The organism is Azospirillum sp. UENF 312511, from assembly GCF_058780635.1.
Genome location: NZ_JBSNCG010000001.1, coordinates 1,149,647 through 1,175,009, shown reverse-complemented (window position 1 = coordinate 1,175,009; position 25,363 = coordinate 1,149,647). Strand labels below are relative to the sequence as shown.

Sequence of the window (25,363 nt, the reverse complement as noted above, 5' to 3'; positions counted from 1 at the left end):
GGTCCGCAGCCTGCGGCAATTCGCCGCACTTGGCGGCGTCCGATGTCGGGAATCAAACACCCTCATGGGCATCGGAGTTCCAGGGTGTGTACTGCGTTCCTGCGAAGCAACGCGGGGTTGCCGGAGCCGATTCCGGGAGCGCTGTCGGAATTGGACGGATGGCGAAACTGTGCTAAACTTCTCCGCGAATTCGCGAAGGTTCCAATGAACCGGAGGAGGCGGCCGTGAACGGCATTTTTTCCGCTCTGAGCAACGGCCAGAACAGCCTCTTCCAGCTCCAGAAGGCCAAGAAGGACTGGGAGCGGGCGATGGACGCCATGGATTACAAGGATGCCACCCAGCGCCTTGTGGACAAGGCCGACCAAGCGAAAATGCCGTTCACCATGACTCCCGAGCAGCAGAAGAATTTCACCGCCGTGGTCAACGCGCTGGAGGAGGCCAAGCGCGTCGGGGGGCCGAAGGCTGTCGCCGCGCAAAGGCTGGAGGAGGTCGAGCGCAAGATCGCCGAACTGAAGATGATGATGCGCCACAACCAGGGCGACCGGGAAAAGCTGGTGCAGCTGGCGCGGGAAGCCGCGATCCTCGCCAAGCAGGCCGGACGGGCGGCGAAGGAGTACGGCGCCGGCGTGGCCGCCGCGGCGGAGATGGGGCTTCCCGGCGGGGCGGGGGCGCCGTCCATCGGCGGCATCACCATCGAGCGGACGATTACCCGCACCTCCGTCACCATCGTTCAGACGGAAATCGCCGTCGATGTGACAATGACCATCCGTGGCGACGGCGCGACGGCTGAGGGCGCCTCGACCGAAGGGGCACCATCGGAGATGCCGCCGGCTCCGCCGGCCCCGCCGCTGCCGACGGGCGCTGCGGCCGCAGAGGGCACGAGCACGGCTGAGGATATGGCCGCCGGCGAAGAGGCGGCGGAAGACGGAGAGGCCCGCGCCGCCGAGGCCGTTGCGGCGGAGGCCGCCGGTCTGGCCGGGCAGGCCACGGCCCAAGGCGTTGCTCCGGACGGCAAAACCCCTTCGGATGGCAAGTCCGCCACTGAAAAGGCTGCGGTCGAGAAGACGGCAGCCGAAAAGACGGAAGAAGAAAAGGAAAAGGACAGGGCCGAAGGGAAAACCGACGAGGAGGCCAAGGATGGGCAGGGGACCGACCTCGAGCAGCTGATGAAAGACGTGGCGCCCAGCCTGAACGCCACGCCCAACGCTCCGCAGGGCGACCGGATCCGCAACTACATCCAGCGGATGATGGCGGACAACGAGCTGAAGATGTCGCGCTACCGCGAGGCCGACGAGTTCGGGCGCCGGGTGGAGGCCGTCCTCGCCGAGGCGAAGTCGATCATCGCCGAAGCAAAGGCCGCCAACGAGCTGGATCAGGCCGAAGAGCGGCGCAAGGCGCGGCGGGAGTCCTTCAAGGATTACGACAAAATCGTCGAAGAGGCGCAGGACAACGTCAACGAACTGCGTCAGGCGGCCTTCGGGTCCGGCACGACCCTGAAGGATTTCGTGGAGGCCATGACCACTCCGGACGATGCGGACGGCGGTTCCAGCGAGCCGGACGGTACCGCCGGGGAGGTGGCAATCATGCCCACGGCGGAGAGTCTGGCGGCTCTCGGCGGGACGGATCTGGGGATGCCCGCCCTGTCCGGTTCGGTCAATCTGCTCGCGTAAGAGCGTCGGGGCGCGGACGCTCAGGGCACCCCCTTCGTACGCGTTGGGTGATCCCCTTCGGCAGTATCGCCATCTGGGTAACCCAGCCCATTTCGCAGTCCAAGCGGTCTTGACGACGGTTTCCGGCGGGCGCAGGATGGTCGGCGTGAAGGTTGATGCTCGAAAAGCATTGTACGCACAGTGCCGACCGGCTGTAATGCCGGCTGGATAGAAGGCTGGAGTTCAAGCGGCAACATCCTGTGAGGCGCCATCGCGGCGCTCTCATCTTACTGATACTGTTGCCCGTCCGGCTGACCGGCGGTGGAGCCATACCCGGGTGGCTCCGCCGCCGATTGTTTTTGGGCTCTTTTTGGCCCTTTCCTTTTCCCTTCCCATTCGCCGGTTTCTGCGCCCAGGGGCTCGCGGTGCCACGCGCCGCGCGCACGGACTCCCTATGCTTTTCCCGTCATAGGATAAGCCAAAGGGAAGTAAGGGTATTTGAAGCGATTGGCGCCCTCCTATCTAACCTCCAAATAGGGAATTTAGTTCGAAATCCGACCTATCGATAGGAGTAGGAACAAAAATTGGCCGCAAATGTGCGCAAAAAGGGGGTATCAAACAGGGGTTTAACGCCACATTAACCAGACTGGACTGACCTTGATCTCACGGAGGCGGCAAGTGCAGGCATGGGGCCAGCAACACCGCCCGCGAATTCAACCACGATGCTTGAAAGGCCCGACGATGACGATGACGGGTACCATATGCGAAGTGGCTGGAACCAATGTCGGAGTGGGGTGCCGGCGGCGGAAGGCGGGCCTTGTGCTGGCGGTTCTTCTGCTGGCCGGGTGCCCCGGCACCACGGTTCCTCCTGAAACGCAGACCGCCGGACCGACCGCCATGGCCGTTCCGGTGCCGAAGACGAAACCTGCTCCTCCGCGCGTCAAGACCGCGGGGAAGGATCAGGCGGCCACGCCGGCGGTGAACGGTCCGGGGACCGGCCCCGCCGCCGAGGTCATCGCCATGGCTGGGACAGAGGTGGCGGGGCTGCCCCCCGTACCGTTCGGCGGCGCCAGCCCGCCCGCCACCCTGTCCCCCGAAACGCTCGTCGGCCTGGACCAAGTCCAGACCCGGCGTCTCCTGGGCACCCCTGCCGCAACGGAAGAGGCGCCACCTGCAAAGGTGTGGCATTACGCTAAGGGCGACTGTTCGCTCAAAGTCTTCTTCTTCATGGACATGACGTCCTCCCAGGACTTCCGTGCCCTTTCCTACGATATGAAGAGCAGCGAAAATGTCCCAGATGTCGATAAACGATGCTTCGCTCAACTCCTTGCCCAAGGCTGGGATGTCCGCAATGACTGAGGCCGCCGTCGCCCGCGTGGCGCTGGTCGACGACGACGACCTGTTCCGCGAATCCCTCAGCCTCAACCTCGCCGACGAGGGGTATGAGGTCATCACCTTCGACCGTGGCGAACCCGCGCTCGACTTTTTCGCCGAGGGCGGTTCGGTGGACATCGTCCTGCTGGACTGGCGCATGCCGAAGATGGACGGCATCGACGTCCTCCGCCAGATGCGCTCCCGCGGCATCGACCTGCCGGTGATCTTCCTCACCGTGCTGTCGGACCAGATTTACGAAGAGGCCGCCCTGGCCGGCGGCGCGCTCGACTTCGTGGAGAAGTCGCGCAGCCTGTCCATCCTGCTGAAGCGCATGCGCCTCATCGTGGACGGCTCCAAGGGCACGCCCGAGGAGGCCGAGGGGCCGAAGGAGTCCGTCTACGCGCTGGGCAATCTCGACCTGCGCCTGGACAACAGCCGCGCCCTGTGGAACGGCAAGCGCATCGATTTGACGCTGACCGAGTTCAACATCGTCAAGCTGATGGCGACCCGTCCGGAAGAGGACGTGTCCTACCGCGAGATCTACGACCTCGTTCATGGCAAGGGCTTCCTGGCCGGTTACGGCCCGTCGGGCTACCGCGCCAACGTCCGCGCCTTCATCAAGCGCATCCGCCAGAAGTTCCGCGTGGTGGACGCCGAGTTCGATTGCATCGAGAACTATCCGGGCTTCGGCTACCGCTGGGGCAACGGCACCGGTGGCACGGGCCGCACGCGCGACGACGACGCGGATGTGATGGCCGATGGCGCTGCTGCCGATTGAGGCCCGCGGGCCTGACGAGGTGCGGGACGGGGCGGAACTCACCAAGGGAGGCTTCTCCATGGCGGGTTTCCCCGGCGGCCGGTTGCGGTGGCTGTGGCACTCGCTGGCCAGCCGGCTGGCGCTGCTGACCATCGTCTTCCTGGCGGTCCCGGTGCTGATCTACGATCAGTTCCAGCGCGCCGACACCACGACGCAGACTCTGCTGCTGCAAAGCGCGCAGCGGCAGGGCGAGCTGATCGCCCGCGCGTTGGAGCCGGACCTGTCCCGCGCCAACCGCGCGGCCCTGCCGCAGCTCGGTCCCATCCTGCGCCGCTTCGCGGATGGGAACACGCGGCTGAAGCTGCTGGTCCGGCCGCGCGCCCTGGCCGGCAACAACCTGATGGGCAGCGACGGCTTCTATTACGTCGCCGCCGCCCCGTCGGTGCCCACCGACGATCTGGACGCCGAGCGGCACCAGCTCCTCGAACAGGGGGTGCTGGACCGGCTGGGCGCCTCCTGCGCCGGGAACGAGCCGCTGGCCTTGCGCCTGCCGCGCTCCTCCGGCGGTTATGAGATCCTGACCTCGGTCACGCCAATCAATACGGCCTTCGGCTGCTGGGCATTGGTGACCAGCCACACCGCCGGCGGCTATCTGGAATCCTCCCTGGGACGTCCCTACTGGAGCACGCCGGTCGTCCAGGCCGCGGCGATGATCTACATCGTCATGGCGGCGCTGGTGATGGCTGTCCTGCTGGGGGTCTGGCGCAACCTGCACCGGTTTGGCGATCTGGCCCGCGACATCGTGTCGGGCGGCATCGGCGAGAGCGGGCAGGGGTCCTTCACAAACCGCAACACCGTGCCGGAGCTGTCCGGGGTGGCCGAGGACTTCGACCGGCTGGTCGATACCCTGCGCGAAAGCGCACGGTCGCTGCGCCGCGCGGCGGAGGACAACGCCCACGCCTACAAGACGCCCATCGCGGTCATCCGCCAGTCGGTGGAGCCGCTGCGCCGCTCGCTGTCCACCGAGGACAACCGCAGCCAGCGCGCCCTGACCATGATCGAGAAGTCGGTCGACAAGCTCGACGGTCTGGTCTCCTTCGGGCGGCGCATGGACGAGGCCGCCGCCGATCTGCTGGTTCCGCCGCGCCGCCGGGTGGACCTGTCCGATCTGGTTGAGCGCATGGCCGGCGGCTACACCAGCCTGCTTGCCGAACGGCAACTCCACATGCGCTCGCGCATCGAATCCGGGGTGGTGGTGCGGGCCAGCGACGACATCCTGGAAACCGTCATCGAGAATCTGGTGGAAAACGCCGTCAGCTTCTCCCCGCCGGACGGCACCGTCAGCGTGCGCCTGTCGCGCAACGGCGCCTGGGCGGAGCTGGTGGTCGAAGACGAGGGTCCGGGCGTCGATCCGGCGAACCTCCCGCGCATCTTCGAGCGCTATTTCTCCCAGCGCGAGCCGGGACGGGGCATGCCGGAGGACGCGGCGGCCCAGAACCAGGCCGAGGCGACCCATTTCGGCATCGGCCTGTGGATCGTGCGGCGGAACATCGAGGCGTTCGGTGGCAAGGTCCGCGCCGAGAACCGCTCGACCGGCGGCTTCCGCATGACGGTGACCCTGGCAGTGGCCTGACGGGGCGCAAGCCCTGTACGTTTCCTTCCGTACAGGTGTGGCCGGACTGTACGTCCGGTCACACGTACGGAACAGCTTTGTCCCTTATCCTGACCTTGCTCCCGCCCCAATCGGGCGATACCGTGCGCCGCGACCCCCCAAAGGGCAAGGCAGCCCCATGCACGTCATCGTCATCTATGTCCTCGCGGTATCCGGCCTTCTGGCGCTGGTCAGCCTGCTTCCGCCACTGGCGGCGCGGCTGCGGGTGCCCTACACGGTGCTTCTGGCCGCCGTGGGCGTGGCGCTGGGACTGGCGATCCAGACCTTCGCCGGCCAGGGCGGCACCGGCCCCTTCCATGATTTCCTGAATTCCCTGGCCGAGATGGACATCTCGTCCGAGGTGCTGATCTACGTCTTCCTGCCGGTGCTGCTGTTCGAAACGGCGCTGGCGGTGGACGTGCGGCGGCTGTTCGACGACGTGTGGCCGATCCTGCTCATGGCCGTGGTGGCGGTGTTCGTCTGCACCTTCGCCGTCGGCTATGCGCTCAATCTCTTCACCTCGATGGGGCTGATCGCCTGCCTGCTGCTGGGGGCGATCGTCGCCACCACCGATCCGGCGGCGGTCGTCAGCATCTTCCGCGACCTGGGCGCGCCGCGCCGCCTGACCATGCTGGTCGAGGGCGAGAGCTTGCTGAACGACGCCGCGGCCATCGCCCTGTTCACGTTGCTGCTCGGCATGCTGACCCGCAACGCCCATGGCGGGGCGACCGAGGCGGCGATGGAGTTCCTGCGCGACTTCGCCGGCGGCGTGGCGACCGGTTATGTCTGTGGGCGCGTGGTCTGCATGATCGTCGAACCGGTGCGCGACCAGCCGATGGCCGAGATCACGCTGACCGTGGCGCTCGCCTATCTCAGCTATGTGCTGGCGGAGCATTACGTCGGCGCGTCGGGGGTCGTGGCGGTGGTCACGGCGGCGCTGGTGGTCGGCTCGGTAGGGCGTACGCGCATCTCCCCGGCGACCTGGGGGGCGCTGGAGCATGTCTGGAAACAGCTCGGCTTCTGGGCGAACTCGCTGATCTTCCTGATGACGGCGCTTCTGGTGCCGCGCCTGCTGGGCGGCATCGGCTGGAGCGACGTCGGGCTGGTGCTGGTCGTGGTCGGGGCGGCGACGGTGGCGCGCGCTCTGGTGCTGTTCGGCCTGCTGCCGCTGCTGTCTGGCGCCGGTCTGGCCCAGCGGGTCAGCCACGCCTACAAGACGGTGATGCTGTGGGGCGGCCTGCGCGGTGCGGTGTCGCTGACTCTGGCCCTGGCCGTCACGGAGAACGGGCGCGTGCCCGACCGGGTGCAGGGCTTCGTTGCCGTGCTGGTCACCGGCTTTGTCTTCTACACGCTGTTCATCAACGGCACGACGCTGCGCGCCGTCATCAACCTGCTGGGCCTGAACAAGCTTTCGCCGGTCGAACACGCCATGCGCAACCGCGCGCTCGCCTTGTCGCTGACCGGCGTGCGCGAGCGGGTGGAGGGGCTTGCCCATCGCTACGAGGTCGATGAGCAGGCCGTCGGGTCCATCGTGTCGCAATACAGCGACCGGCTCGACGCCATCGTCCGGGAGCGGTCGACCGAGGCGCCGCTGAACAACGAGGACCGCGTGACCATCGGCCTCGTCATCCTGGTGAACCGCGAGGAGGAGCTGTATTACGAGCACTTCCGCGAGGGCATCCTGTCGCGCGGGGTGGCGGAACTGCTGAACCGTCGGACCGGGCGTCTGCTCGACGCGGTGAAGACCCAGGGGCGCGCCGGTTACCGCGCCTTCGAGGAGCCCTTCATCTCCTTCACGCCCTGGATGCGGGTCGCCAGCCTGCTGCACCGCCGGCTGGGCATCCACGCGCCGCTGGCCCGCCGGCTCGCCTTCCGGTTCGAGATTCTTCTGGGCGTGCGCACCGTGCAGCGCGAGCTTCTGGAGTTCATCAACGACAAGGTCGGCCAAGTGCTGGGCACTGACGTCGCCTGCGAACTGGAAGGCATCCTGACGGTGCGCCTCGCCATGGTCGAGCAGGCCCTGGCGGCGCTGAAGCTGCAATACCCCGACTACGCGCTGATCCTGCAGAGCCGCTACGTCAGCCGCGCCGCCCTGCGGCTGGAGGAGGCGGATTACCGGGCGCTCTTCTCCGAATCGATCATCAGCCAGGAAATCCTGAGCGACCTGCAGCGCGATCTGGACGACCGCCGCCGCGCGCTCGACGCACTGCCGAAGCTCGATCTGCGGCTGGATCTGATGGACCTCGTCGGGCGGGTGCCGCTGTTCGAGGGGCTGGAGGGCAACCGACTGCGCGGCATCGCCACCCTGTTGAAGCCGCGGCTGGTCCTGCCCGGGGAGACCATCGTCCGGCGCGGCGAGCGCGGCGACGCCATGTTCTTCATCGCGTCCGGCGCCGTCGAGGTGCTGGTTCCGGGTCTGGACGAGCCGGTCCAGCTCGGCACCGGGGAGGTGTTCGGCGAGATGGCGTTGCTGACCCGCCAGCGGCGCAACGCCGATGTGCGTGCGATGGGCTATTGCCAACTGCTGGTCCTGGATGTGAGAGACTTCCATCGGCTGGTGAAGAAGGATGCAAGCCTGCGCGCCCATCTCCAGTCGGTGGCCGAGGCGCGGCGCAACCCGCCGCCGAAGCCGGCCGAGGCTGTTCAGGAGGTTGCGACCCCGCTGGCGGACCCGCCTGCCATGGTCGAGGCCCCCGCCGCCGAAAGCGTGCAGGCACGGGGATAGGAGACGACGAGAGACGATGACCGTGCAAGCGACCACCGCCGCCGCGGGCGGGCGGCCCGATTGGGTGCGCCTGATGCCGGGCGTCTTCGTCCTGCTGTGGAGCACCGGGTTCATCGGCGCCAAATACGGCCTTCCCTACGCGGAGCCGCTGACCTTCCTGCTGGTCCGGCTGGGGCTGGTCGCGGTGATCCTCGGCATTGTCGCCCTGGTCACCGGCGCGCCCTGGCCGAAGAGCTGGGCCGAAGCCGGGCGGATCGCGCTGGCCGGGCTCCTGGTGCACGGCGTCTATCTGACCGGCGTGTTCTGCGCCATCGCCAAGGGCATGCCGGCGGGTGTGACCGCTCTGATCGTCGGCATCCAGCCGCTGCTGACCGCCGCCCTCTCGGGCCCGCTGCTGGGCGAGCGGGTGAGCGGACGGCAATGGGTGGGCTTCCTGATGGGGCTGGCCGGAGTCGGGCTGGTGGTGGGCGAGAAGCTCCACTTCGACTCCACTGACGCGCTGGGCATCGGGCTGGCGCTGGCCGCCCTGATGGGCATCACCTTCGGCACGCTCTACCAGAAGCGCCACGGCACGGCAATGGACCTGCGCAGCGGTGCCGCGATCCAGTACGCCGCGACCGCGGCGGTGCTGGCCGTGCTGGCCCCGCTGTTCGAGACGATGCGCATCGATTGGACCGGCGAATTCGTCTTCGCCCTGCTGTGGCTCAGCTTCGTGCTGTCGGTGGGAGCGATCTTCCTGCTGTTCCTGTTGATCCGGCGCGGTGCGGCGGCGCGCGTGGCGAGCCTGTTCTATCTGGTCCCGCCGGTGACGGCGGTGATCGCCTGGGCGATGTTCGGGGAGCGGCTGGGACTGCTGGCCCTGTCCGGCATGGCGCTGGCGGTCGCCGGGGTCGCCCTGGTCAATCGCAGTGCCAAGCGTGCGGTCTGACGCCGTGCGCATTGCCTCGGCGGGGCGCTCCGACTATGCTTTCCCGCACCGGCAAAAGTTCCGGCGGCGTCCGCTGGTTCAACCACGCTTCGGCAAACCACATCGGAAGTGAGTGTCATGGACGGCCTGGAGCCCATCTCGCTCGATGACAACCAGACCCTTCAGGCCATCGGCATCCTGGCCGATGTCCTGGACGGGGTGGACGGCCCCGGCGGGCTGGACACGGTTCTGGTTTCCAAGGCGCTGCGGCAGGTGATCGCCACCAAGTCCCAGCCGGCCTTCGAGTTCGCCACCCGCGCCTTCAACACGCTCGATGCCGACGTGCGCCGTCAGGTGGCGGAGACCGCCGATCAGGCGGCCCACGATTCGGTCGAGCTGCGCGCCCGCGTCGGTGGCTTCCTGGCAACCTCGGCCAAGGCGCCGGGGGCCGGCGGCCCGGCCACGCCGGCGCAGGCCACCAGCTTCCTCAACGCGCTCAATCTGCGCAACCGCCGCCGGTCGCCGCAGTCGGAGTGAGCCGGCTCAACTCCGGTCAGATCACCTGGGTGTAGCGGTTCGGCTGGCCCTCGGCGGACCAGCGGGCATGGATTTGCCCCTTGCCGTCGAAGATCAGCGACAGCCAGTTGCGCTGCCGGATGATGCGCTTGCCCGACTCAGGAAAAGCCGGCATTTCGAAGACATAGCCGTTGGGCAGGGTTTCCTTGCGGCCGGCCAGCCATTCCAACGCGAAGGCGGTGGCCTTGGCGGGCGGCGGATGGACGACCCCCGAGGCGATGAGCTGCCAGATCTCCACGCCGCCGCCGCGCAGCACGGCCCGAGCGCCCGCGTGGATTTCGCCCGATACGGACGTTACCCGGCACCCGGTGCGCCGTGAGAATTCCGCCAGCAGGCCGATCAGGCGCAGCCACTCCTCGGCGTGGGCCGGGCTGCGCCACTGGTCGCGCAGATCGTCCTCGATCCCGACGCGGACGGGCGACAGGCCGACCGCCCGCTCCATCACGCCGGTGTCGAGGTAGAGCAGCGGCACGCTGGACATCAGGATCAGGTGGCGGCAACCCTTGAAGCGTTCCAGCCACTCCGGCAGGGCCTCCCATACCCGGTCCGACAGAACGCGGCGGGGCGTGCGGTCGCTGCGCATGTCCAGCGCCAGGACGCCGACGTCGCCGAGCCTGAACCCCTGGCTGAAGGAGTCCATGGGCGCCCCCCACACGCATTCCGGCTGGGCGCCCTCCATGGCGGCCAGTTGGAACAGCGAGAAATGGCGGCGGGCGGTCGCGTACACGCCGCGCCAGGCCGGGGACATCATCTCCTCGTCCGGGTGGGAGCCCCAGCCATCGAAGATGTCGTGGTCGTCCCACATCATCACCGAGGGAATGCGCGCCGTGACCGCCGCGGTTTCCGGCTGGCCCCAGACCCTCAGATAGAGGTCGAAGTAGAAGTCTTCCGCCTCTTGCGCCATGGCGGGAGTGAAGGGCTCGTCCAGGCGGGCGGCGTCGGTCCGCTTCTTCCAGGCGCTGAGCAGCGGCGGCTTGCGCCACACCGCGTCGGCGTAGAGCTGGTCGCCGCCTTGCAGCAGCAGGTGGAAGCGTTCGCCCTCATGGCGGCGGCGCAGGTCACCCCACAGGGCGTTGCGCGGCGCGTCCAGCCCGGCGATCTTCTCCTCGTCCTCCGCCCCGTTGCAGGAGACGTAGGCGATCCGCGGCGGCGAGGCACGTCCCGGAACGGTCACCGCCCAGGTGTCCCCCGGCGAGGCCCCGTCGGTGAAGCCATAGGCGGCCTCGACATCGCGGGCGCCGCGCGGAATGGCGAAATCGAACCGCCAGACATGCCGATTGCCCCGTTGGGCGAGGTGGCGGGGCGGAACGGGCAGGGTCACGCCGTCCACCCGCAGATCGTAGGGTTCGGCGTCGCCGTCCAGCACGAAGAGCGCGGACAGCCACCAGCGGTCGCCTTGCTCTCCCCGGAAATAAAGGACGGGACCCAGAATGATGTTCGGTGCCGGCCTGCCGCGCGCCATGGACGCTGTTTATCCTCTTCGTTCCCGCCGGTCCGGGCACCCATGGCCCAGCTTCCGTTTCCGCGGCTCCTGTTTATGGGAAAAGCCGCCGGTCTGTAAAAGGGGCAAGCGTTGATCCGAAGGGGGAAGCCGCGTGGAAATGCGGGAGGACCCGCAACGCCGGTGGGAACGCCAGGGTGCGGGCAAAAAAAGCGGGCGGCCGGGTCGTCCGGTCGCCCCTCATGTGACGATGGAACGCGGGAATCGGGTGGCTAGTCCTTGCGGCGCTGCCTCAGCAGTTCGAGCATGCGCGCCGGTACCGGCTCTTCCAGCACGGGATCGTAAAGGCGGTGAAGCTCATCCACATGGCTTCTGTGGAAGGTCACCACGGCCTTTGCGTCGGCATCGTCCTCTACGGACTGCTCGAACTCCTGACGCTCCTTATCGTCCAAGGCACCGTCAAGATATGCGTTGATATGGTTCATCGTCACACGCTTCATATCTTTTGATCCCGGAACGTCTCCGGAGGCCATCCCCCTGAGACGGAAACGATCCGCGACGCAGAGTTCAATATAGTGCGGCGGGCACGGCGTCGGGAGTGGTGACTTACCTCTTCTTATGGGGATGATGCGATACCGCCAAATGGATGGCGAAGCGTATCCGATCGTTCCCCGTGGATGTTCGGCCACTCCGCAGCAGCCATACTCGTTTCACACGCGGAATGTAACAGCCGCTCCCATCGGTTGTTCCGGCGCCGGATTGTCAGATGCGATGGAAGAATCAACCTGTTGTACGGTTGCCATACCCCGCGGCGCATTCCCTGCCGCGCCCTAGGCGGCCATCAGGTTGTTCAGCCGTTCGCGGGCCCGGCACAGGCGGGACCGGATGGTGCCGATGGAGACGTTCAGCTTCTCCGCGGCCTCCTGATAGGGGCGGCCTTCGATGGCGACCAGCTTCACGACCTTGCGCTGGCTGGGGGTGAGGGCACCGAAGGCGCGGTCCACGTCGCGGAAGACCAGCCGGGCGATCTGCGAGGCCTCGACCGACATGGCGCCGTCCCACAGTTCGACCTTGGTGACGTGCTTTTCACGCTGGAGGTTGTTGAAATGCAGATTCTTCAGCATCGTGGTCAGCCAAGCCTGCATGTTGGTGCCGGGCTCGAAACGATGCTGGCGGGACAGAGCGCGGGCAAGACAGTCCTGGGTGAGATCCTCGGCGGCGCTGACGTCGCGCGTCAACTTGCAGGCATAGCGCTGCAGGTTCGGCATGCAACGGATCAGTTCGGCTTCGAAACAATACGCCATTGTTGCTCTTCCTCCAGCTTCTCTTCATTCGGCGGGGCTGCCGGTCCGTAGTGACGGCGCCCCCGTCCCGAGAGTTCAGTTCGCGGGATTCCGACTCCCGAGGCTTCGGTGGGAGACGATCCCTCTTTCGACGCGCCCAATTTTCGACGCGTGGTCCCTTCCGGCGCCGGTCCTGTGGCCGCGCCGGTTTTTGCGATTCGTGTCGGTGGTTTAGAATGCGGTGGTGCTGCCTAGCAGTGTCCGGGTGTCGGTCCGGCGCAGCACAATGAGCAGTTCGTCGTCATCAACGGTCTCCCGCTCTCCAGCCTGGGCAACTCCAAAGCGTTGATGCGCTTCGGTGTTGCTCCCGTTCGTGGTGACGTTGATTTCATAACGCGGTGGGAAGAGGCTTGTTCCCCGGCGGCCACAGCCGAAAACATCTTAGGAGGAGAAGTGATTGGAATGTGGGGGTCATCCAAACGGATGGCGGAACTGCCCGAAGGGGGATTTCAGGCGCCAGAGCCGGGCTTGCGCGGCCGCGTTTCCAGGCGGCGCAGGAATTCGCCCATGATGAGGCGGTACAGGCCATCTTTCAGCTTGGCGTCTTCGACGCCGAGGTCGATGCTGGGGTTGTCGTTGATTTCGATGACGAAGACGCCGCGCTCGTTCTGCTTCACGTCCACGCCGTAGAGCCCGTCGCCGATCAGTCCCGCCGCCTTCACGGCGGTCTCGATGACCTCGCGCGGCGCCTCCTCGACGGCCAGCGTGCGGGAGGAGCCTTGCTCGGCGCGGCCGTTGCCGCCATGCTTGACGATCTGCCAGTGCTTCTTCGCCATCAGATACTGGCAGACATAGATCGGCTGCCGGTTCAGCACGCCGACGCGCCAGTCGAACTCCGTGTACATGAACTCCTGGGCCAGGATCACGTCGGACTGCTCGAACAGGCTTTGCGCCGTCGCGTCCAATTCGCTGCGGGTCTGCACCTTGAAGACGCCGCGGGAGAAGGAGCCGTCCGGAATCTTGAGGACGATGGGGTAGGGGATCTCCTGGTCCAGCGTCGCCAGCCCGCGCTTGTCGAAGATCACCGTCTTCGGCGCCGGGATACGATTGGCGCGCAGCAACTCGGCCAGATAGACCTTGTTGGTGCATTTCAGGATCGAGTTCGGATCGTCGATCACCGGCATGCCCTCCGCCGCCGCCTTCTTGGCGAAGCGGTAGGTGTGGTGGTCAAGATTCGTCGTTTCGCGGATGAACAGCGCGTCGAACTCGGCGAGGCGGGCGTAGTCCTTCTTCTCGATCAGCTCGACTGCGATGCCCAGGCTTTCCCCGGCTTTGACGAACTTCTGGAGCGCGCGCGGGCTCGAGGGCGGAAGCTCCTCCTTCGCGTTGTGCAGGATGGCCAGCGTGTAGCGCGGCGGCGCCTTCGCCGTCGGCTCCCGCCAGGAGGTCCGGGTGTAGGCGTCGAGCGCCGCCTGGAACAGCGGTTTCTGGTCGGGCCGAAGGTCGGCCAGCGACAGCGGTTCCAGGGCATGGACGGTCCAGCCGTCCTTCAGCCGCACCTGAACCTTCAGCAGCGGACAGCGGAACAGGTCGAAGATCGTCCGGGCGATGTCCTGGAACCGGGCGTCGTCGGCGTGGCCGAAGAAGAGGGTGAGATTGAAGGACGCTTCCGGCGGGTGGTCCATCCGCTTGATCGCCTTGCGCAGCGCCTCCTCCACCTCGGCCAGCTGGGCGCGGTAGAAGGTCTTTTGCGACAGGTCTAGGATGGTCCGGACGGAGGGGATCACCCGCTCGCCGCGCGCCTCCGCCAGCAACGAGACGTAGTAGCCGGTGCCCAAATAGCGGTAGCTGCGCGACAGGTTCAGCACCCGCGCGCCGCGCGGCGCCTGCTCCGGGTGGGCGATGTAGTCGCGGGCGCTGATCACCGGCAGCCCGTCCTTCGCCCATTTCACGTCCGCCCGGCGGTCGACGACCAGGAGATGCGCGGGCATCAGTCGGCGGACCCATCAGAGAGCTGGGGGCGGAGGAGAAGGGCGGCCTTCAACTGGGCCTTTCCGTAGCGGGCCATGCGCTCGAAGTCGGCTTTCGGGATCGGCATGTTCATCCGGTCGATGTGAGCGTGGTGACGGTCGTACACAAGCGGATCATGAACATAGAGAAAGCGGTCGTCGGCACCGGTCACGACGACCCAATGCGGAAATTTTTCGTGATAGATCCGGTAGGAGCTGATGAGCACGATGGGGATGGCCCCGCCCGCCACCGCGTCGGCCATGTCCTGGGCGGTCAGGGTGTTGTGGCGGACGGTGGCGCCGCTGCCTTCCAACTCGTCGAGGAAGTCCTCGTGCACGATGCGCATGACCTCCTTCTTCTCGTCGCTGCGCACGCTGTCCAGGAAGGGTGTGGCGTTGTCCTTGATGTGGATGTCCACGGCGAAGCCGCGCCGCGCCGCCGCCAGCGCCAGCCCGAAGGGGCCGCAGCCGCCATGGCCGGAGGTCATGAAGACCGTCGTGGATTCCCGCCACAGCCGGATCTCCAGTTTCCGCCCCAGCTCGATCTCCGTGGGCTTCAGCGCCTTCATCGCCATCATCAGGGCCGACGGACCGCAGGTGAAGTCCAGGGTCTGCTGGTAGTAAGGGACCAGGGGTCCGCCCAGCGGGGCGCTGGGGCCGCTGTGGCCGAGGCGCTTCTCCAGCCGCAGCGCCTCCATATGGTCTTCGTAATAGTCGGTGTAGACGCCGAACTCGCGGTAGCCGGCCTTCTTGTAGAGATCGATGGCCGCGGTGTTGTCGCGCCGCACCTCCAGCCGCAGGTAGATGCAGTCCCGCGAGCGGGCCGCCTGCTCCGCCGCGGCGAGCAGCCGCTTGGCGACGCCCTGGCCGCGGTGGTCGGGATCGACGGCGAAGGAGTAGAGCCGGGCGAGCGACGTGCCGGAATGGAAGGAAACCAGCGCGTAGCCGACGACCGCGCCGCTGTGGACTTCCACAAGTCCAGTGGCCTTGGCTTTCGTGAGCAAATATTGAAAACTACGTCGGGTCAGGCGGTCGGTGGCGAAACACCGCTCCTCGATAGCCAGCAGCGCGGCGATGTCCGCCGGCTGGGCCTGACGGAGCAGGATGGTGGCGTCGCCGGGCAGGTCCTGACGGGAGTCCGCAGATACGGTATTGTCGAGCATCGGGAGGTTCAAAGAGGCTGACACGGACGCCATCTTACTCCCTCCAGCGGGGCTTCGCAGCGATTACCGAGCTTCGGTGCGCCGCGGGGGTGGTTCCCATTTTGGCACAGCGCGTGTGGCACAAGGGCAAGTCTTGGCTGTTGCTCTGGACGAACAGCCTAGCCAATTCGACAGGCCCATTCGACTGGTTGGCGCAGCGACTTAAACGTTGCTTAACCATGGACCCCGGAAACTGCCGCCGATGGAAGACCGGCTGAATAACCGCCGCTCCAGTTGGCCCTGGAAAGAAGAAAGTCAAGACATGGACGCTCGGTATAAGTCCCGCGAGATCGAACGCCGCAGTCTGGATGTCGACGGGCTGAAGCGCTCGTTTCTGGAGTGGCTGGTCTATTCCGTCGGCAAGGACGCGCGGGCGGCGACCCGGCGCGACTGGTTCCACACCGTGGCGCTCGCCGTGCGCGACCGCCTCGTGGACCGCTGGATGGACACAACGCGGACCTATTACCAGCAGGACGCCAAGCGCGTTTACTATCTATCGCTGGAATTCCTGATCGGCCGCCTGCTGACCAACAGCCTCGCCAACCTCGGCATCACGGACCAGTGCCGTCAGGCGCTCGACCGCATCGGCCTCAACCTCGACGACGTGGTGGAGGCTGAGCCGGACGCAGCGCTCGGCAACGGCGGCCTCGGCCGTCTGGCCGCCTGCTTCCTCGACAGCATGGCGACGGAAGCGCTGCCCGGCTACGGTTACGGCATCCGCTACGAGTTCGGCCTGTTCGAGCAGCGCTTCGAGCACGGCTGGCAGGTCGAGTACCCGGAGCAGTGGCTGCAATTCGGCAACCCGTGGGAATTCCCGCGCCCGGAGGTGCTGTACCCCGTCCAGTTCTACGGCCGCGTCGAGGAGTTCCGGGATTCGGTGGGCGAGCGCGCCTACCGCTGGGTCGACGCCGAGCGCGTGCTGGCCATGGCCTACGACACGCCGGTGGTCGGCTATGGCGGCGATACGATCAACACGCTGCGCCTGTGGTCGGCCCGCGCCACGCGCGACTTCAACTTCGGCCACTTCAACGACGGCGCCTACATGAAGGCGGTCGAGCAGAAGGTGCTGACCGAAAACCTCAGCCGCGTCCTCTACCCGAACGACGCGACGGAGGGCGGCAAGGAGCTGCGGCTGAAGCAGGAGTATTTCTTCACCTCCGCCTCGCTGCAGGACATCCTGCGCCGTTATCTGCAGCACCATTCCAATTTCGACAGCCTGCCGGACAAGGCGGCGATCCAGCTCAACGACACGCACCCGGCCATCGGCATCGCCGAGCTGATGCGGTTGCTGGTGGACCAGCACGGCGTGACCTGGGACAAGGCGTGGGACATCACCCGCGCGACCTTCTCCTACACCAACCACACGCTGCTGCCGGAGGCGCTGGAGGCGTGGCCGGTGCGCATGATGGAGCGCGTGCTGCCGCGCCACATGCAGATCATCTACGAGATCAACGCCAAGTTCCTCAACCGCTCCAAGGCGCGGGCGGCGGGCGACAACGGGCGGCTCTCCCGCCTGTCGCTGATCGACGAGCGCGGCGACCGCCGGGTGCGCATGGGCAATCTGGCCTTCCTCGGCTCGCACAAGGTCAACGGCGTGTCGGCGCTGCACACCGAGCTGATGAAGCAGACCGTCTTCGCCGACTTCCACGCGGAGTTCCCGGAGCGCATCAACAACAAGACCAACGGCATCACCCCGCGCCGCTGGCTGCATCAGGCGAACCAGCCGCTGGCCGCGCTGATCACCAGCCGCATCGGCAACGGTTGGATCAAGGACCTCAGCCAGATCAGCGCGCTGGCCGAGAAGGCCGACGATCTGGTCTTCCGCGAGGAGTTCCGCCGCGCCAAGCGCAAGAACAAGAAGCGGCTGGCCGCCTACATCGCGCGCCAGACCGGGGTGGACGTGCAGGTCGACAGCCTGTTCGACGTGCAGGTCAAGCGCATGCACGAGTACAAGCGCCAGCTCCTGAACATCCTCCAGGCGATCGCGCTCTACAACGAGATGCGCGACAACCCGACCGTGTCCTGGGTGCCGGTGACCAAGATCTTCGCCGGCAAGGCGGCGCCGAGCTATCACATGGCCAAGCTCATCATCAAGCTCATCAACGATGTGGCGAAGGTGGTGAACCATGACCCGTCGGTGCACGACAACCTGAAGATCGTGCTGCTGCCGAACTACAACGTGACGGCGGCGGAGATCATCATGCCGGCGGCCGACCTGTCGGAGCAGATCTCCACCGCGGGCATGGAAGCGTCGGGCACCGGCAACATGAAGCTGGCGCTCAACGGCGCGCTGACCATCGGCACGCTGGATGGAGCCAACGTCGAAATCCGCGAGCATGTGGGCGACGACAACATCTTCATCTTCGGCCTGACCGCGGAGGAGGTGAACGACCTGCGGGCCAGCGGCGGATTCAACCCGCGCGACGTCATCGCGTCGAACCCCAGCCTGAAGCGGGCGCTGGACATGATCTCCACCGGCGTCTTCTCGCCGGACGATCCCCACCGCTACCACCCGATCCTCCAGGCGCTGACCGACGGCGGCGACCATTTCCTGGTGACGGCGGACTTCTCCGACTACTGCCAGGCGCAGCAGGCGGCGATGGACCTCTACCGCGATCAGGAGGAATGGACGCGCAAGGCCATCCTGAACACGGCCAACATGGGCTGGTTCTCCTCCGACCGCACCATCATGGAATACGCGACGGAGATCTGGGACGTGCATCCCGTGAAGCCGGAGCATCCCGCCGAAACCGAGACCTGACGCGGCCCTGTCCGGCACCGGACAAAAGCCTGGTTCGGCGCCGAACAAAAATTGTGCCGCGAAGGCGCGGGCGCTTTACAAGCCCCGCGCCTTTCGTTTATCTAGCGAGTTATGAATCGCTCGCTCGCCATCACCACCACCACTACCAAAACGACCCGCTCCGGCGGGCCGTCGGACGGTGGCGTGCGTTGATCGAGTAAGACGCTTCACCCACCACGAAGGCCCCGCCGGACACGGACGGGGCCTTGGTGCATCTGGGGCCGCCGTCCACGCTCGATCCGGGCAAGACCAAAGGACGGACCACACCCATGAGCGCCTCTTCTCCTTCTCCCCGCCGCGTTGCCATCGTTGGTGCCACGGGCGCCGTCGGCCGCGAAATGGTCGATGTTCTTCACCGCCGTTCGTTCCCGGTCGCGGAACTCGGCCTGTTCGCGTCGGAGCGCAGCGCCGGCCGCACGGTCGAGACCCCGTTCGGCGAGAAGACCCTCGTGGCGTTCGATGTCGAGAAGGTGAAGGGTTACGACATTGTCCTGCTCGCCGTGTCCGGTGATTTCGCCAAGGAGCACGCGCCGGCCATCGCCGCGGGCGGTGCGCTGGTGATCGACAACTCCTCGGCCTTCCGCTACGACGATAACGTCCCGCTGATCGTGCCGGAGATCAACGCCCACGCCATGGGCGCCATCGAACAGGGCAAGGGGAAGCTGATCGCCAACCCGAACTGCACGACCGCCATCGCCGTCGTGGCGCTCGGCCCGCTGCACAAGGCCTTCGGCTTGAAGCGCGTCATCGTCTCCACCTATCAGGCGACCAGCGGCGCCGGTGCCGAGGGCATGGCCGAGCTTGAGGAGCAGACCCGCAACCAGCTTGACGGCAAGCCGGTCGTCAACAGCGTGTTCCGTCATCCGATCCCCTTCAACCTGATCCCCCAGATCGACGCCTTCCAGGAGAACGGCTACACGAAGGAGGAGATGAAGGTGACCTGGGAGACCCGGAAGATCCTGGAGATTCCGGACCTGCCGGTGAGCTGCACGGCGGTTCGCATCCCGACCTACCGTGCCCATTCCGAGGCGATCACGGTCGAGACGCTGTCCCCGGTCACCCCGGACGCCGCCCGCGCCGTGCTGGCCGACGCGCCGGGCGTGGTGGTGAAGGACGTGCCGGCCGACGGCGTCTACCCGATGCCGATCAACGCGACCGGCCAGTTCGACGTCGAGGTGGGCCGCATCCGCACCAGCCTGATCTTCGGCGACCACGGCCTCGACCTGTTCGTCTGCGGCGACCAGCTCCTGAAGGGCGCCGCGCTCAACGCGGTGCAGATCGCCGAGTTGAGCCTCTGATCCACGGTCCGCTCCCCCTCTCCCGCATCGAGCGGGGAGGGGCGGTCAGGCCGCCCCGTCGTTGAGGACATCGCGCAAACGCGCGCATGCGGCATCGACAAGACGCCCGATCGCCGCCGCATCGTCAGTTTCCCGAAACACCGGTCGGATGTTGGGGCACCACAGCGAGCGCCCTTCGCGCAGGCTGAAGTTCTGAACGAAGGGGCGCGTCAGCAGGACCGTCGGAACGCCCAGCGCATCGGCCAAGTGGGCGGTGACGTTGGGAATCGACACCACCGCGTCCAGCGCGGCGATCGCTCCGGCGAGCCCGTCGATGTCAGTGAAGGGATCGAAGTCGCCGGGCGGGTGCAGAACCAGGCCGTGGCGGTCGCGCAAGGCGCGGATTTCCTTTTCATGATCGCCGTACTGGAGCGTGACGAAGACGACACCCGGCAGGCCGAGCAGCGGGCGCAGCGCTTCCAGGGTGAGTGATTTTCCGGTGTCGGCGGTGCTGGAACTGGTCCAGGAGATGCCAACCTTCGGTCCCGCTCCCAATGCGTCAAAGTGGCGCCGGCTGTCGGCGACGGCGGATGGATCGGCGGCCAGATAGCGGCGTCGGGCCGGGATGGTCGCCTCCGTGGGGCGCAGCCACCGCATCAGGTCGAAGGCGCTGCACTGCCGGGTGATCCCGGCCACCTTCGTGACCGGCGGATCGGCGCGTGGTATGAAATCGATGCCGGGGAAGCTGCGCCGGAACAGCGGCAACAGTTTCGGGGTGGTATCGATGACGACTCGCTCCGCGCGCTCGGCGATCTCGCCATAGAGGCCGGCATAGAGGATTTCCTCCCCGATGGCGTAAGGCTGCCAGACCCGGAGCTGTTCTCCGGCAAGGGGTTCTCCCGCCCAGCGCGGTTCCGGAAACTGGCGCGCCCGTCCGGCGAAAGGGCCATCGGGATAGGCGGCGTAGCCCTGATCGAGGTGATGCCATGCCGCCGCAAGACGGCCAAGGCCAAGGTGGATTCGGCACATATTGAAATGCGCCCGCCAATTCCGGGGGTCGCCGGTCACGGCGCCGGTCAAGGCGTCAACCGCTTCCCCGATACGGGACTGCTGGAACAGCGCCAAACCCAGCGTGCACAACAGTTGCGGATGGCCCGGCGCGGTTCGCAGGCCAGCGCGGGCATGCTCCTCCGCGCCGATCGGGTCGTTGGCCTCCCGGCGCGCATCAGACAGGACGGCCCGGGCGTCGGAACGTCCCGGCTCGGACTGCAACGCTTCCAGCGCCACTTCGGCGGCCTCATCGAACCGGCCGAGCGACGAGAGCGTCTTCGCCAGTTCGATCAGCGCCCCACCATGGCCGGGCGCCAGAGCGAGGCAGGAGCGCAGGCTGTGCTCCGCCTCCTGAAATCGGCCGGCCAGCAGGTGGACGCGGCCGAGATTCAGGTGGATGTCCGCGTTTCCGGGGGCGCGTGCGGCCGCCGTGGCGAGGCTGTCCCGCGCCTCGTCCAGTCGGCCCATCTGCGCCTGGGCGACTCCCTGAAGATACAGCGCGTTGCCATTTTCCGGATCGACCGCCAGGATTTGCCGGCAAATATGCTTGGCCTGCGCCGGTTGCCCCGCTTGCAGACTGTCGACGGCCATGATCAGCGCTTCCTGAAGCGTCGCCATCCGAGTTCTTCCTCCCGCGGGCGTTGTGCCGGTGGAAGGCTACGGGTTGGAAACGGCGCTGGTCAAGCCATGCGGCGGCGGCGGCGGCGGCGGCATATGGCCCTGCTCACACGGCGACACTGGCACCTTTGACATCCCGCTGCTAAATATAGCCCCGAACGATGAGGGCCGAGGGGCAGCGACGCTTCCGGCTCTCCTTCTCTTTGTCGCTACGCTGGTTACGGGATTCGCGCATGTCCGAGCTTCTGGACGCTGTTTCCCGGCGTCGAACCTTCGCGATCATCGCGCACCCCGACGCCGGCAAGACCACCCTCACCGAAAAGCTGCTGCTGTTCGGCGGCGCCATCCAGATGGCCGGCGCCGTGAAGGCCCGCGGCGAGCAGCGCCGCGCCAAGTCGGACTGGATGAAGGTGGAGCGCGAGCGCGGCATCTCCGTGACCGCCTCCGTCATGACCTTCGATTACGAAGGGCGCACCTTCAACCTGCTGGACACGCCGGGCCACGAGGACTTCTCGGAGGACACCTACCGGACGCTGACCGCGGTCGACAGCGCCGTCATGGTGATCGACGGTGCGAAGGGCATCGAAAGCCAGACCCTGAAGCTGTTCGAGGTCTGCCGCCTGCGCGACGTGCCGATCATCACCTTCTGCAACAAGATGGACCGCGAGGCCCGCGACCCCTTCGACCTCATCTCCGAGATCGAAAGCTCGCTGGCGCTGGAGGTCACCCCGGCGAGCTGGCCCATTGGCATGGGCCGCGACTTCCTGGGCTGCTACGACCTGATCCGCGATCGCCTGATCCTGATGGATCGCACCAAGGGCGACGAGATCGACGATGGCATCGAGTGCAATGGCCTCGACGACCCGCGCCTCGACGAGTTGCTGCCGGACCACGCCGTGGCGAAGCTGCGCGAGGAGGTGGAGATGGCCCGCGGGCTGATGCCGCCCTTCGACCTGGAGGCCTATCGCGCCGGCCATCTGACGCCGATTTATTTCGGCTCGGCGATCAACAACTTCGGCGTGCGCGAACTCCTCCAAGGGCTGGCCGAGAACGCCCCGCCGCCGCGCCCGCAGCCGGCGGAGCAGCGCTCGGTGCAGCCGGATGAGGGCAAGTTCAGCGGCTTCGTGTTCAAGGTCCAGGCCAACATGGACCCGAACCACCGCGACCGCATTGCCTTCGTGCGCATCTGCTCGGGCAAGTTCAAGCGCGGCGCCAAGCTGAAGCATGTCCGTTCGGGCAAGCTGATGGCGGTCAACAACGCCGTGCTGTTCCTGGCCCGCGACCGCGAGCTGGCGGAAGAGGCGTGGCCCGGCGACATCATGGGCATTCCCAACCACGGCAGCTTGCGCATCGGCGACACGCTGACGGAGGGCGAGGACCTGCGCTTCACCGGTGTCCCGAGCTTCGCGCCGGAACTGCTGCAGCGCGTCCGGCTGGAAGACCCGATGCGCGTGAAGCACCTGCGCAAGGCGCTGGAGCATTTCGCGGAGGAGGGGGCCTCCCAGGTGTTCAAGCCGCTGACCGGGGCGGATTGGGTGGTCGGCGTGGTCGGCCAGCTGCAGTTCGAGGTGCTGGCCGCCCGCATCGAGGCGGAATACGGTCTCGCCGCCCGCTTCGAAGGGGCGGGGGTGGACGCCGCCCGCTGGATCGAGACGGACGACGAGGACCAGCTCAAGAAGTTCCTTGACCTCAACCGTTCGGCGGCGGCGGAGGACCATGACGGAGCGCTGGTGTTCCTGGCCCGCAACGCTTGGCACCTGAACCGCACGCAGGAGGATTTTCCGGCCCTGCGCTTCCTGAAGACCCGCGAGCAAAACCGCAAGGTGCACACCGCGGCGTAACGTGCATCCAGAACCATGCGGAACGCGCTGACCATTGGCTGGCATCGCGTTCCGCGTGTTGCTCCGCCACCCTGATTCGAGTAGCGTTTGCGGATACAGCCTCCGCGGCATGGTGCCGCAAGGCGTTGTGCTTCAAGGTTTCGGGGCGAGATCAGAGAAACGGCGGCGTTTCTGGACCCGGCTGGGCCGTGGACGGTGACCGGAAAAAAGAGGGGCGGCATGTTCGGTGGCGTGGAAGCCTTCTTCGACACCAGCGCGTACTTGCCTCACGGCGTGTGCCTGTTCTGGCGTCCGGAAATCCTGACCCTGCACATCGTGTCCGATGTGCTGACTGGCTTGTCCTATTATTCGATCCCGGTGGCGCTGCTTTACTTCGTCGTGAAGCGCCGCGACGTGGCCTTCACCTGGGTCGTCTGGCTGTTCGCCGCTTTCATCCTGGCCTGCGGCACGACGCATTTCTTCAGTTTGTGGACCTTGTGGTATCCAGACTATGCTGTGGAAGGCATCGTCAAGGCGTTGACCGCAATGGTGTCGGTGCTGACCGCCGTCGCCTTGTGGGTGCAGATGCCCAAGGCCCTCGCCCTGCCCAGCGCCACGCAGCTTGCCGAGGCCAACGGAGCCCTTCAGCGCGAGATCGAGATCCGGCGTCAGGCCGAACTGCGCTACGCCAGCTTCTTCAACAATCTGGCCGAGGGGCTGTTCGTCGTCACGGTCACGCCGGATGGTGATTTCGCCTTCGACACGCTGAACCCCGCCCACGCGCGGGCGACGGGGATCGACCCGGAGACCATCCGCGGGCGGCTGGTCCGTGAGGCCGTTCCGCAGGAAACCGCCGAGGCGGTGATCGAACGCTACAGCGCCTGCGTCGCCGCGGGCGGCCTGATCGATTACGAGGAGACGCTGGACCTTCCGGTCGGGCGGCGCACGTGGCACACCGTCCTGGTGCCGGTGCGCGGCGAGGATGGGCGGGTGGTCCAGATCCTGGGCAGCTCCCGCGACATCACCGACCGCAGGAGGCTTCAGGAGGAGCTGGTCCAGACCTCCAAGCTGGCGACCCTGGGCACGCTCGCCGCCGGCATGGCCCATGAGATGAGCCAGCCCCTGAACATCATCCGGATCTGGGCAGAGAATGCCCTGTCCCGCCTGCGCGACGGCGACACCGACACCACGCGCCTGGACAAGGTGTTGACCATCATGTCCGAGCAGGCGGAGCGCATGGGCCGCATCATCGACCATATGCGAACCTTCAGCCGCCGCGACGGCGCGACCCAGCGCTTTGAACCCGCGGCTTGCGTCCGCTCCGCAGTCGAGCTGGTGTCCAACCAGTTCGCCCTGGAAAACATCGACGTGGAGAGCGACGTCCCGGCCGTCGACTGCGTCACGCGCGGCCGTCCTCTGCAACTGGAGCAGGTGCTGGTCAATCTGCTGTCCAACGCGCGCGACGCCATCCTGGAATGGCGCGCCGACCCCGACGGGTCACCCGCCGCCGGGCGGATCGCGGTGAACATGCGTTGCGACATGACCGCCGGGCGGGCCGTCATCACCATCACCGACGACGGCGGAGGCATCGATCCGGACATCCTGCCGCGCATCTTCGATCCCTTCTTCACGACCAAGGAGGTTGGAAAGGGGTCTGGCCTCGGCCTGTCCATCGGCTATGGCATCATCGATTCCATGGGCGGGCGGATCGACGCGGCGAACGTGGCCCACGAGAACGGAAGCCGCGGCGTCCGCTTCACCATCACCGTGCCGGTGTCCCATCCCTCCGTTCAGGACGTGGAGCGCGCTCATGCCTGACCCCGTCACCGCTCCGTTGCATGTCCTGGTCGCCGAGGATGAAGCCCTGGCCGCCATGGCGCTGGAGGATTTCCTCTCCCGCAAGGGATACCGGGTGACCCTGGCCCAGGACGGGCAGGAGGGGCTGGAGCGCTACAGCGCCGACCCCGCCGACCTCGTCATCACCGATCTGCGCATGCCGCGGATGGATGGCCGCGCCCTGATCCGCGAGCTTCGGACCCAGGCGGCCGGGCTGCCGATCCTGGTGATGACCGGGTTCCTGTCGATGGAGGCGGGAGAGGACGACCTGACGTCCGACCGCTGGCAGCCGCTGGTGGTGCTGCGCAAGCCGGTCAGCCCGCAGGTCATCCTGGACACGCTCGCCAGCCTCGCCCAGGCGGCAAAGCTGCGGCCCGCGTGATCGCCC

General features: G+C 66.7%; 18 protein-coding genes. 12 read left to right on the top strand and 6 right to left on the bottom strand.

Annotation, left to right across the window (positions count from 1 at the left end; all coding sequences use genetic code 11):
• The first annotated feature begins 224 nt into the window (after positions 1-224).
• The 7 genes from ACWPN7_RS05350 to ACWPN7_RS05320 all read left to right on the top strand — a co-directional run bounded on the left by ACWPN7_RS05350 (position 225) and on the right by ACWPN7_RS05320 (position 9,600).
• Positions 225-1,670 (top strand): MerR family transcriptional regulator, encoded by a 1,446-nt coding sequence (locus tag ACWPN7_RS05350; protein ID WP_247894619.1) that lies wholly within the window; start codon positions 225-227, stop codon positions 1,668-1,670.
• Positions 1,671-2,468: 798 nt separating this feature from the next.
• A complete protein-coding gene (locus ACWPN7_RS05345) occupies positions 2,469-3,008 on the top strand; it encodes a hypothetical protein (protein ID WP_014197128.1) in 540 nt (179 codons plus the stop codon).
• Entirely contained in the window at positions 3,001-3,801 is an 801-nt protein-coding gene (locus ACWPN7_RS05340) for a response regulator transcription factor (protein ID WP_040134068.1), read from the top strand. The genes ACWPN7_RS05345 and ACWPN7_RS05340 overlap by 8 nt, the downstream gene beginning before the upstream one ends.
• Positions 3,782-5,413 (top strand): sensor histidine kinase, encoded by a 1,632-nt coding sequence (locus ACWPN7_RS05335; protein ID WP_014197126.1) that lies wholly within the window; start codon positions 3,782-3,784, stop codon positions 5,411-5,413. The genes ACWPN7_RS05340 and ACWPN7_RS05335 overlap by 20 nt, the downstream gene beginning before the upstream one ends.
• 157 nt (positions 5,414-5,570) lie before the next feature.
• A complete protein-coding gene (locus ACWPN7_RS05330) occupies positions 5,571-8,156 on the top strand; it encodes a cation:proton antiporter (protein WP_459196809.1) in 2,586 nt (861 codons plus the stop codon).
• A gap of 16 nt (positions 8,157-8,172) precedes the next feature.
• Positions 8,173-9,084, top strand: coding sequence for a DMT family transporter (locus tag ACWPN7_RS05325; protein WP_459196808.1), 912 nt, complete (start codon positions 8,173-8,175; stop codon positions 9,082-9,084).
• A gap of 117 nt (positions 9,085-9,201) precedes the next feature.
• Entirely contained in the window at positions 9,202-9,600 is a 399-nt protein-coding gene (locus ACWPN7_RS05320) for a hypothetical protein (RefSeq protein WP_014197122.1), read from the top strand.
• A 16-nt stretch (positions 9,601-9,616) separates the two neighbouring features.
• Here ACWPN7_RS05320 and ACWPN7_RS05315 read toward each other — a convergent pair whose 3' ends face one another.
• From ACWPN7_RS05315 to rimI, 5 genes are all read right to left on the bottom strand, one after another.
• Positions 9,617-11,101, bottom strand: coding sequence for an alkaline phosphatase D family protein (locus ACWPN7_RS05315; protein ID WP_459196807.1), 1,485 nt, complete (start codon positions 11,099-11,101; stop codon positions 9,617-9,619).
• 251 nt (positions 11,102-11,352) lie between these two features.
• The gene (locus tag ACWPN7_RS05310; protein WP_103039101.1) at positions 11,353-11,580 is read right to left on the bottom strand and encodes an anti-sigma factor family protein; all 228 of its coding nucleotides are present in this window, start codon (positions 11,578-11,580) and stop codon (positions 11,353-11,355) included.
• Positions 11,581-11,910: 330 nt separating this feature from the next.
• The gene (locus tag ACWPN7_RS05305) at positions 11,911-12,348 is read right to left on the bottom strand and encodes a sigma-70 family RNA polymerase sigma factor (protein ID WP_237906122.1); all 438 of its coding nucleotides are present in this window, start codon (positions 12,346-12,348) and stop codon (positions 11,911-11,913) included.
• A gap of 524 nt (positions 12,349-12,872) precedes the next feature.
• Positions 12,873-14,354, bottom strand: coding sequence for a RimK family ATP-grasp domain-containing protein (locus tag ACWPN7_RS05300; protein WP_459196806.1), 1,482 nt, complete (start codon positions 14,352-14,354; stop codon positions 12,873-12,875).
• A complete protein-coding gene (gene rimI / locus ACWPN7_RS05295) occupies positions 14,354-15,535 on the bottom strand; it encodes a ribosomal protein S18-alanine N-acetyltransferase (protein WP_459196805.1) in 1,182 nt (393 codons plus the stop codon). The genes ACWPN7_RS05300 and rimI overlap by 1 nt, the downstream gene beginning before the upstream one ends.
• Positions 15,536-15,836: 301 nt before the next feature.
• Here rimI and ACWPN7_RS05290 point away from each other — a divergent pair, with 301 nt between their 5' ends.
• Both ACWPN7_RS05290 and ACWPN7_RS05285 read left to right on the top strand, forming a co-directional pair.
• Positions 15,837-18,335, top strand: coding sequence for a glycogen/starch/alpha-glucan phosphorylase (locus tag ACWPN7_RS05290; RefSeq protein ID WP_349620315.1), 2,499 nt, complete (start codon positions 15,837-15,839; stop codon positions 18,333-18,335).
• Between the two features lie 308 nt (positions 18,336-18,643).
• Positions 18,644-19,672, top strand: coding sequence for an aspartate-semialdehyde dehydrogenase (locus ACWPN7_RS05285; protein WP_456522399.1), 1,029 nt, complete (start codon positions 18,644-18,646; stop codon positions 19,670-19,672).
• Positions 19,673-19,717: 45 nt separating this feature from the next.
• Here the strand turns inward: ACWPN7_RS05285 and ACWPN7_RS05280 are convergent, their stop codons facing one another.
• Positions 19,718-21,319, bottom strand: a complete 1,602-nt coding sequence (locus ACWPN7_RS05280; protein WP_349620314.1) for a tetratricopeptide repeat protein — start codon at positions 21,317-21,319, stop codon at positions 19,718-19,720.
• Positions 21,320-21,552: 233 nt separating this feature from the next.
• Between ACWPN7_RS05280 and ACWPN7_RS05275 the strand changes: the two genes are divergently transcribed.
• The 3 genes from ACWPN7_RS05275 (at position 21,553) to ACWPN7_RS05265 (ending at position 25,357) form a co-directional block, all read left to right on the top strand.
• Positions 21,553-23,160: a peptide chain release factor 3 gene (locus tag ACWPN7_RS05275; RefSeq protein WP_103039104.1), complete on the top strand. Its 1,608-nt coding sequence runs from the start codon at positions 21,553-21,555 to the stop codon at positions 23,158-23,160.
• Positions 23,161-23,379: 219 nt separating this feature from the next.
• Entirely contained in the window at positions 23,380-24,957 is a 1,578-nt protein-coding gene (locus ACWPN7_RS05270) for a sensor histidine kinase (protein ID WP_459196804.1), read from the top strand.
• On the top strand, positions 24,950-25,357 hold the full coding sequence (locus ACWPN7_RS05265) for a response regulator (protein WP_407823877.1): 408 nt from the start codon (positions 24,950-24,952) through the stop codon (positions 25,355-25,357). Before ACWPN7_RS05270 ends, ACWPN7_RS05265 begins: the two co-directional genes overlap by 8 nt.
• The last annotated feature ends 6 nt before the right edge of the window (positions 25,358-25,363 follow it).

Bases quoted from the DNA above. Each gene is read 5' to 3' on its own strand.
- ACWPN7_RS05340 (WP_040134068.1), top strand. From the start codon at position 3,001: ATGACTGAGGCCGCCGTCGCCCGCGTGGCGCTGGTCGACGACGACGAC.
- ACWPN7_RS05335 (WP_014197126.1), top strand. From the start codon at position 3,782: ATGGCGCTGCTGCCGATTGAGGCCCGCGGGCCTGACGAGGTGCGGGAC.
- ACWPN7_RS05330 (WP_459196809.1), top strand. From the start codon at position 5,571: ATGCACGTCATCGTCATCTATGTCCTCGCGGTATCCGGCCTTCTGGCG.
- ACWPN7_RS05325 (WP_459196808.1), top strand. From the start codon at position 8,173: ATGACCGTGCAAGCGACCACCGCCGCCGCGGGCGGGCGGCCCGATTGG.
- ACWPN7_RS05320 (WP_014197122.1), top strand. From the start codon at position 9,202: ATGGACGGCCTGGAGCCCATCTCGCTCGATGACAACCAGACCCTTCAG.
- ACWPN7_RS05315 (WP_459196807.1), bottom strand. From the start codon at position 11,101: ATGGCGCGCGGCAGGCCGGCACCGAACATCATTCTGGGTCCCGTCCTT.
- ACWPN7_RS05310 (WP_103039101.1), bottom strand. From the start codon at position 11,580: ATGAAGCGTGTGACGATGAACCATATCAACGCATATCTTGACGGTGCC.
- ACWPN7_RS05305 (WP_237906122.1), bottom strand. From the start codon at position 12,348: ATGCCGAACCTGCAGCGCTATGCCTGCAAGTTGACGCGCGACGTCAGC.
- ACWPN7_RS05300 (WP_459196806.1), bottom strand. From the start codon at position 14,354: ATGCCCGCGCATCTCCTGGTCGTCGACCGCCGGGCGGACGTGAAATGG.
- rimI (WP_459196805.1), bottom strand. From the start codon at position 15,535: ATGCTCGACAATACCGTATCTGCGGACTCCCGTCAGGACCTGCCCGGC.
- ACWPN7_RS05290 (WP_349620315.1), top strand. From the start codon at position 15,837: ATGGACGCTCGGTATAAGTCCCGCGAGATCGAACGCCGCAGTCTGGAT.
- ACWPN7_RS05285 (WP_456522399.1), top strand. From the start codon at position 18,644: ATGAGCGCCTCTTCTCCTTCTCCCCGCCGCGTTGCCATCGTTGGTGCC.
- ACWPN7_RS05280 (WP_349620314.1), bottom strand. From the start codon at position 21,319: ATGGCGACGCTTCAGGAAGCGCTGATCATGGCCGTCGACAGTCTGCAA.
- ACWPN7_RS05275 (WP_103039104.1), top strand. From the start codon at position 21,553: ATGTCCGAGCTTCTGGACGCTGTTTCCCGGCGTCGAACCTTCGCGATC.
- ACWPN7_RS05270 (WP_459196804.1), top strand. From the start codon at position 23,380: ATGTTCGGTGGCGTGGAAGCCTTCTTCGACACCAGCGCGTACTTGCCT.
- ACWPN7_RS05265 (WP_407823877.1), top strand. From the start codon at position 24,950: ATGCCTGACCCCGTCACCGCTCCGTTGCATGTCCTGGTCGCCGAGGAT.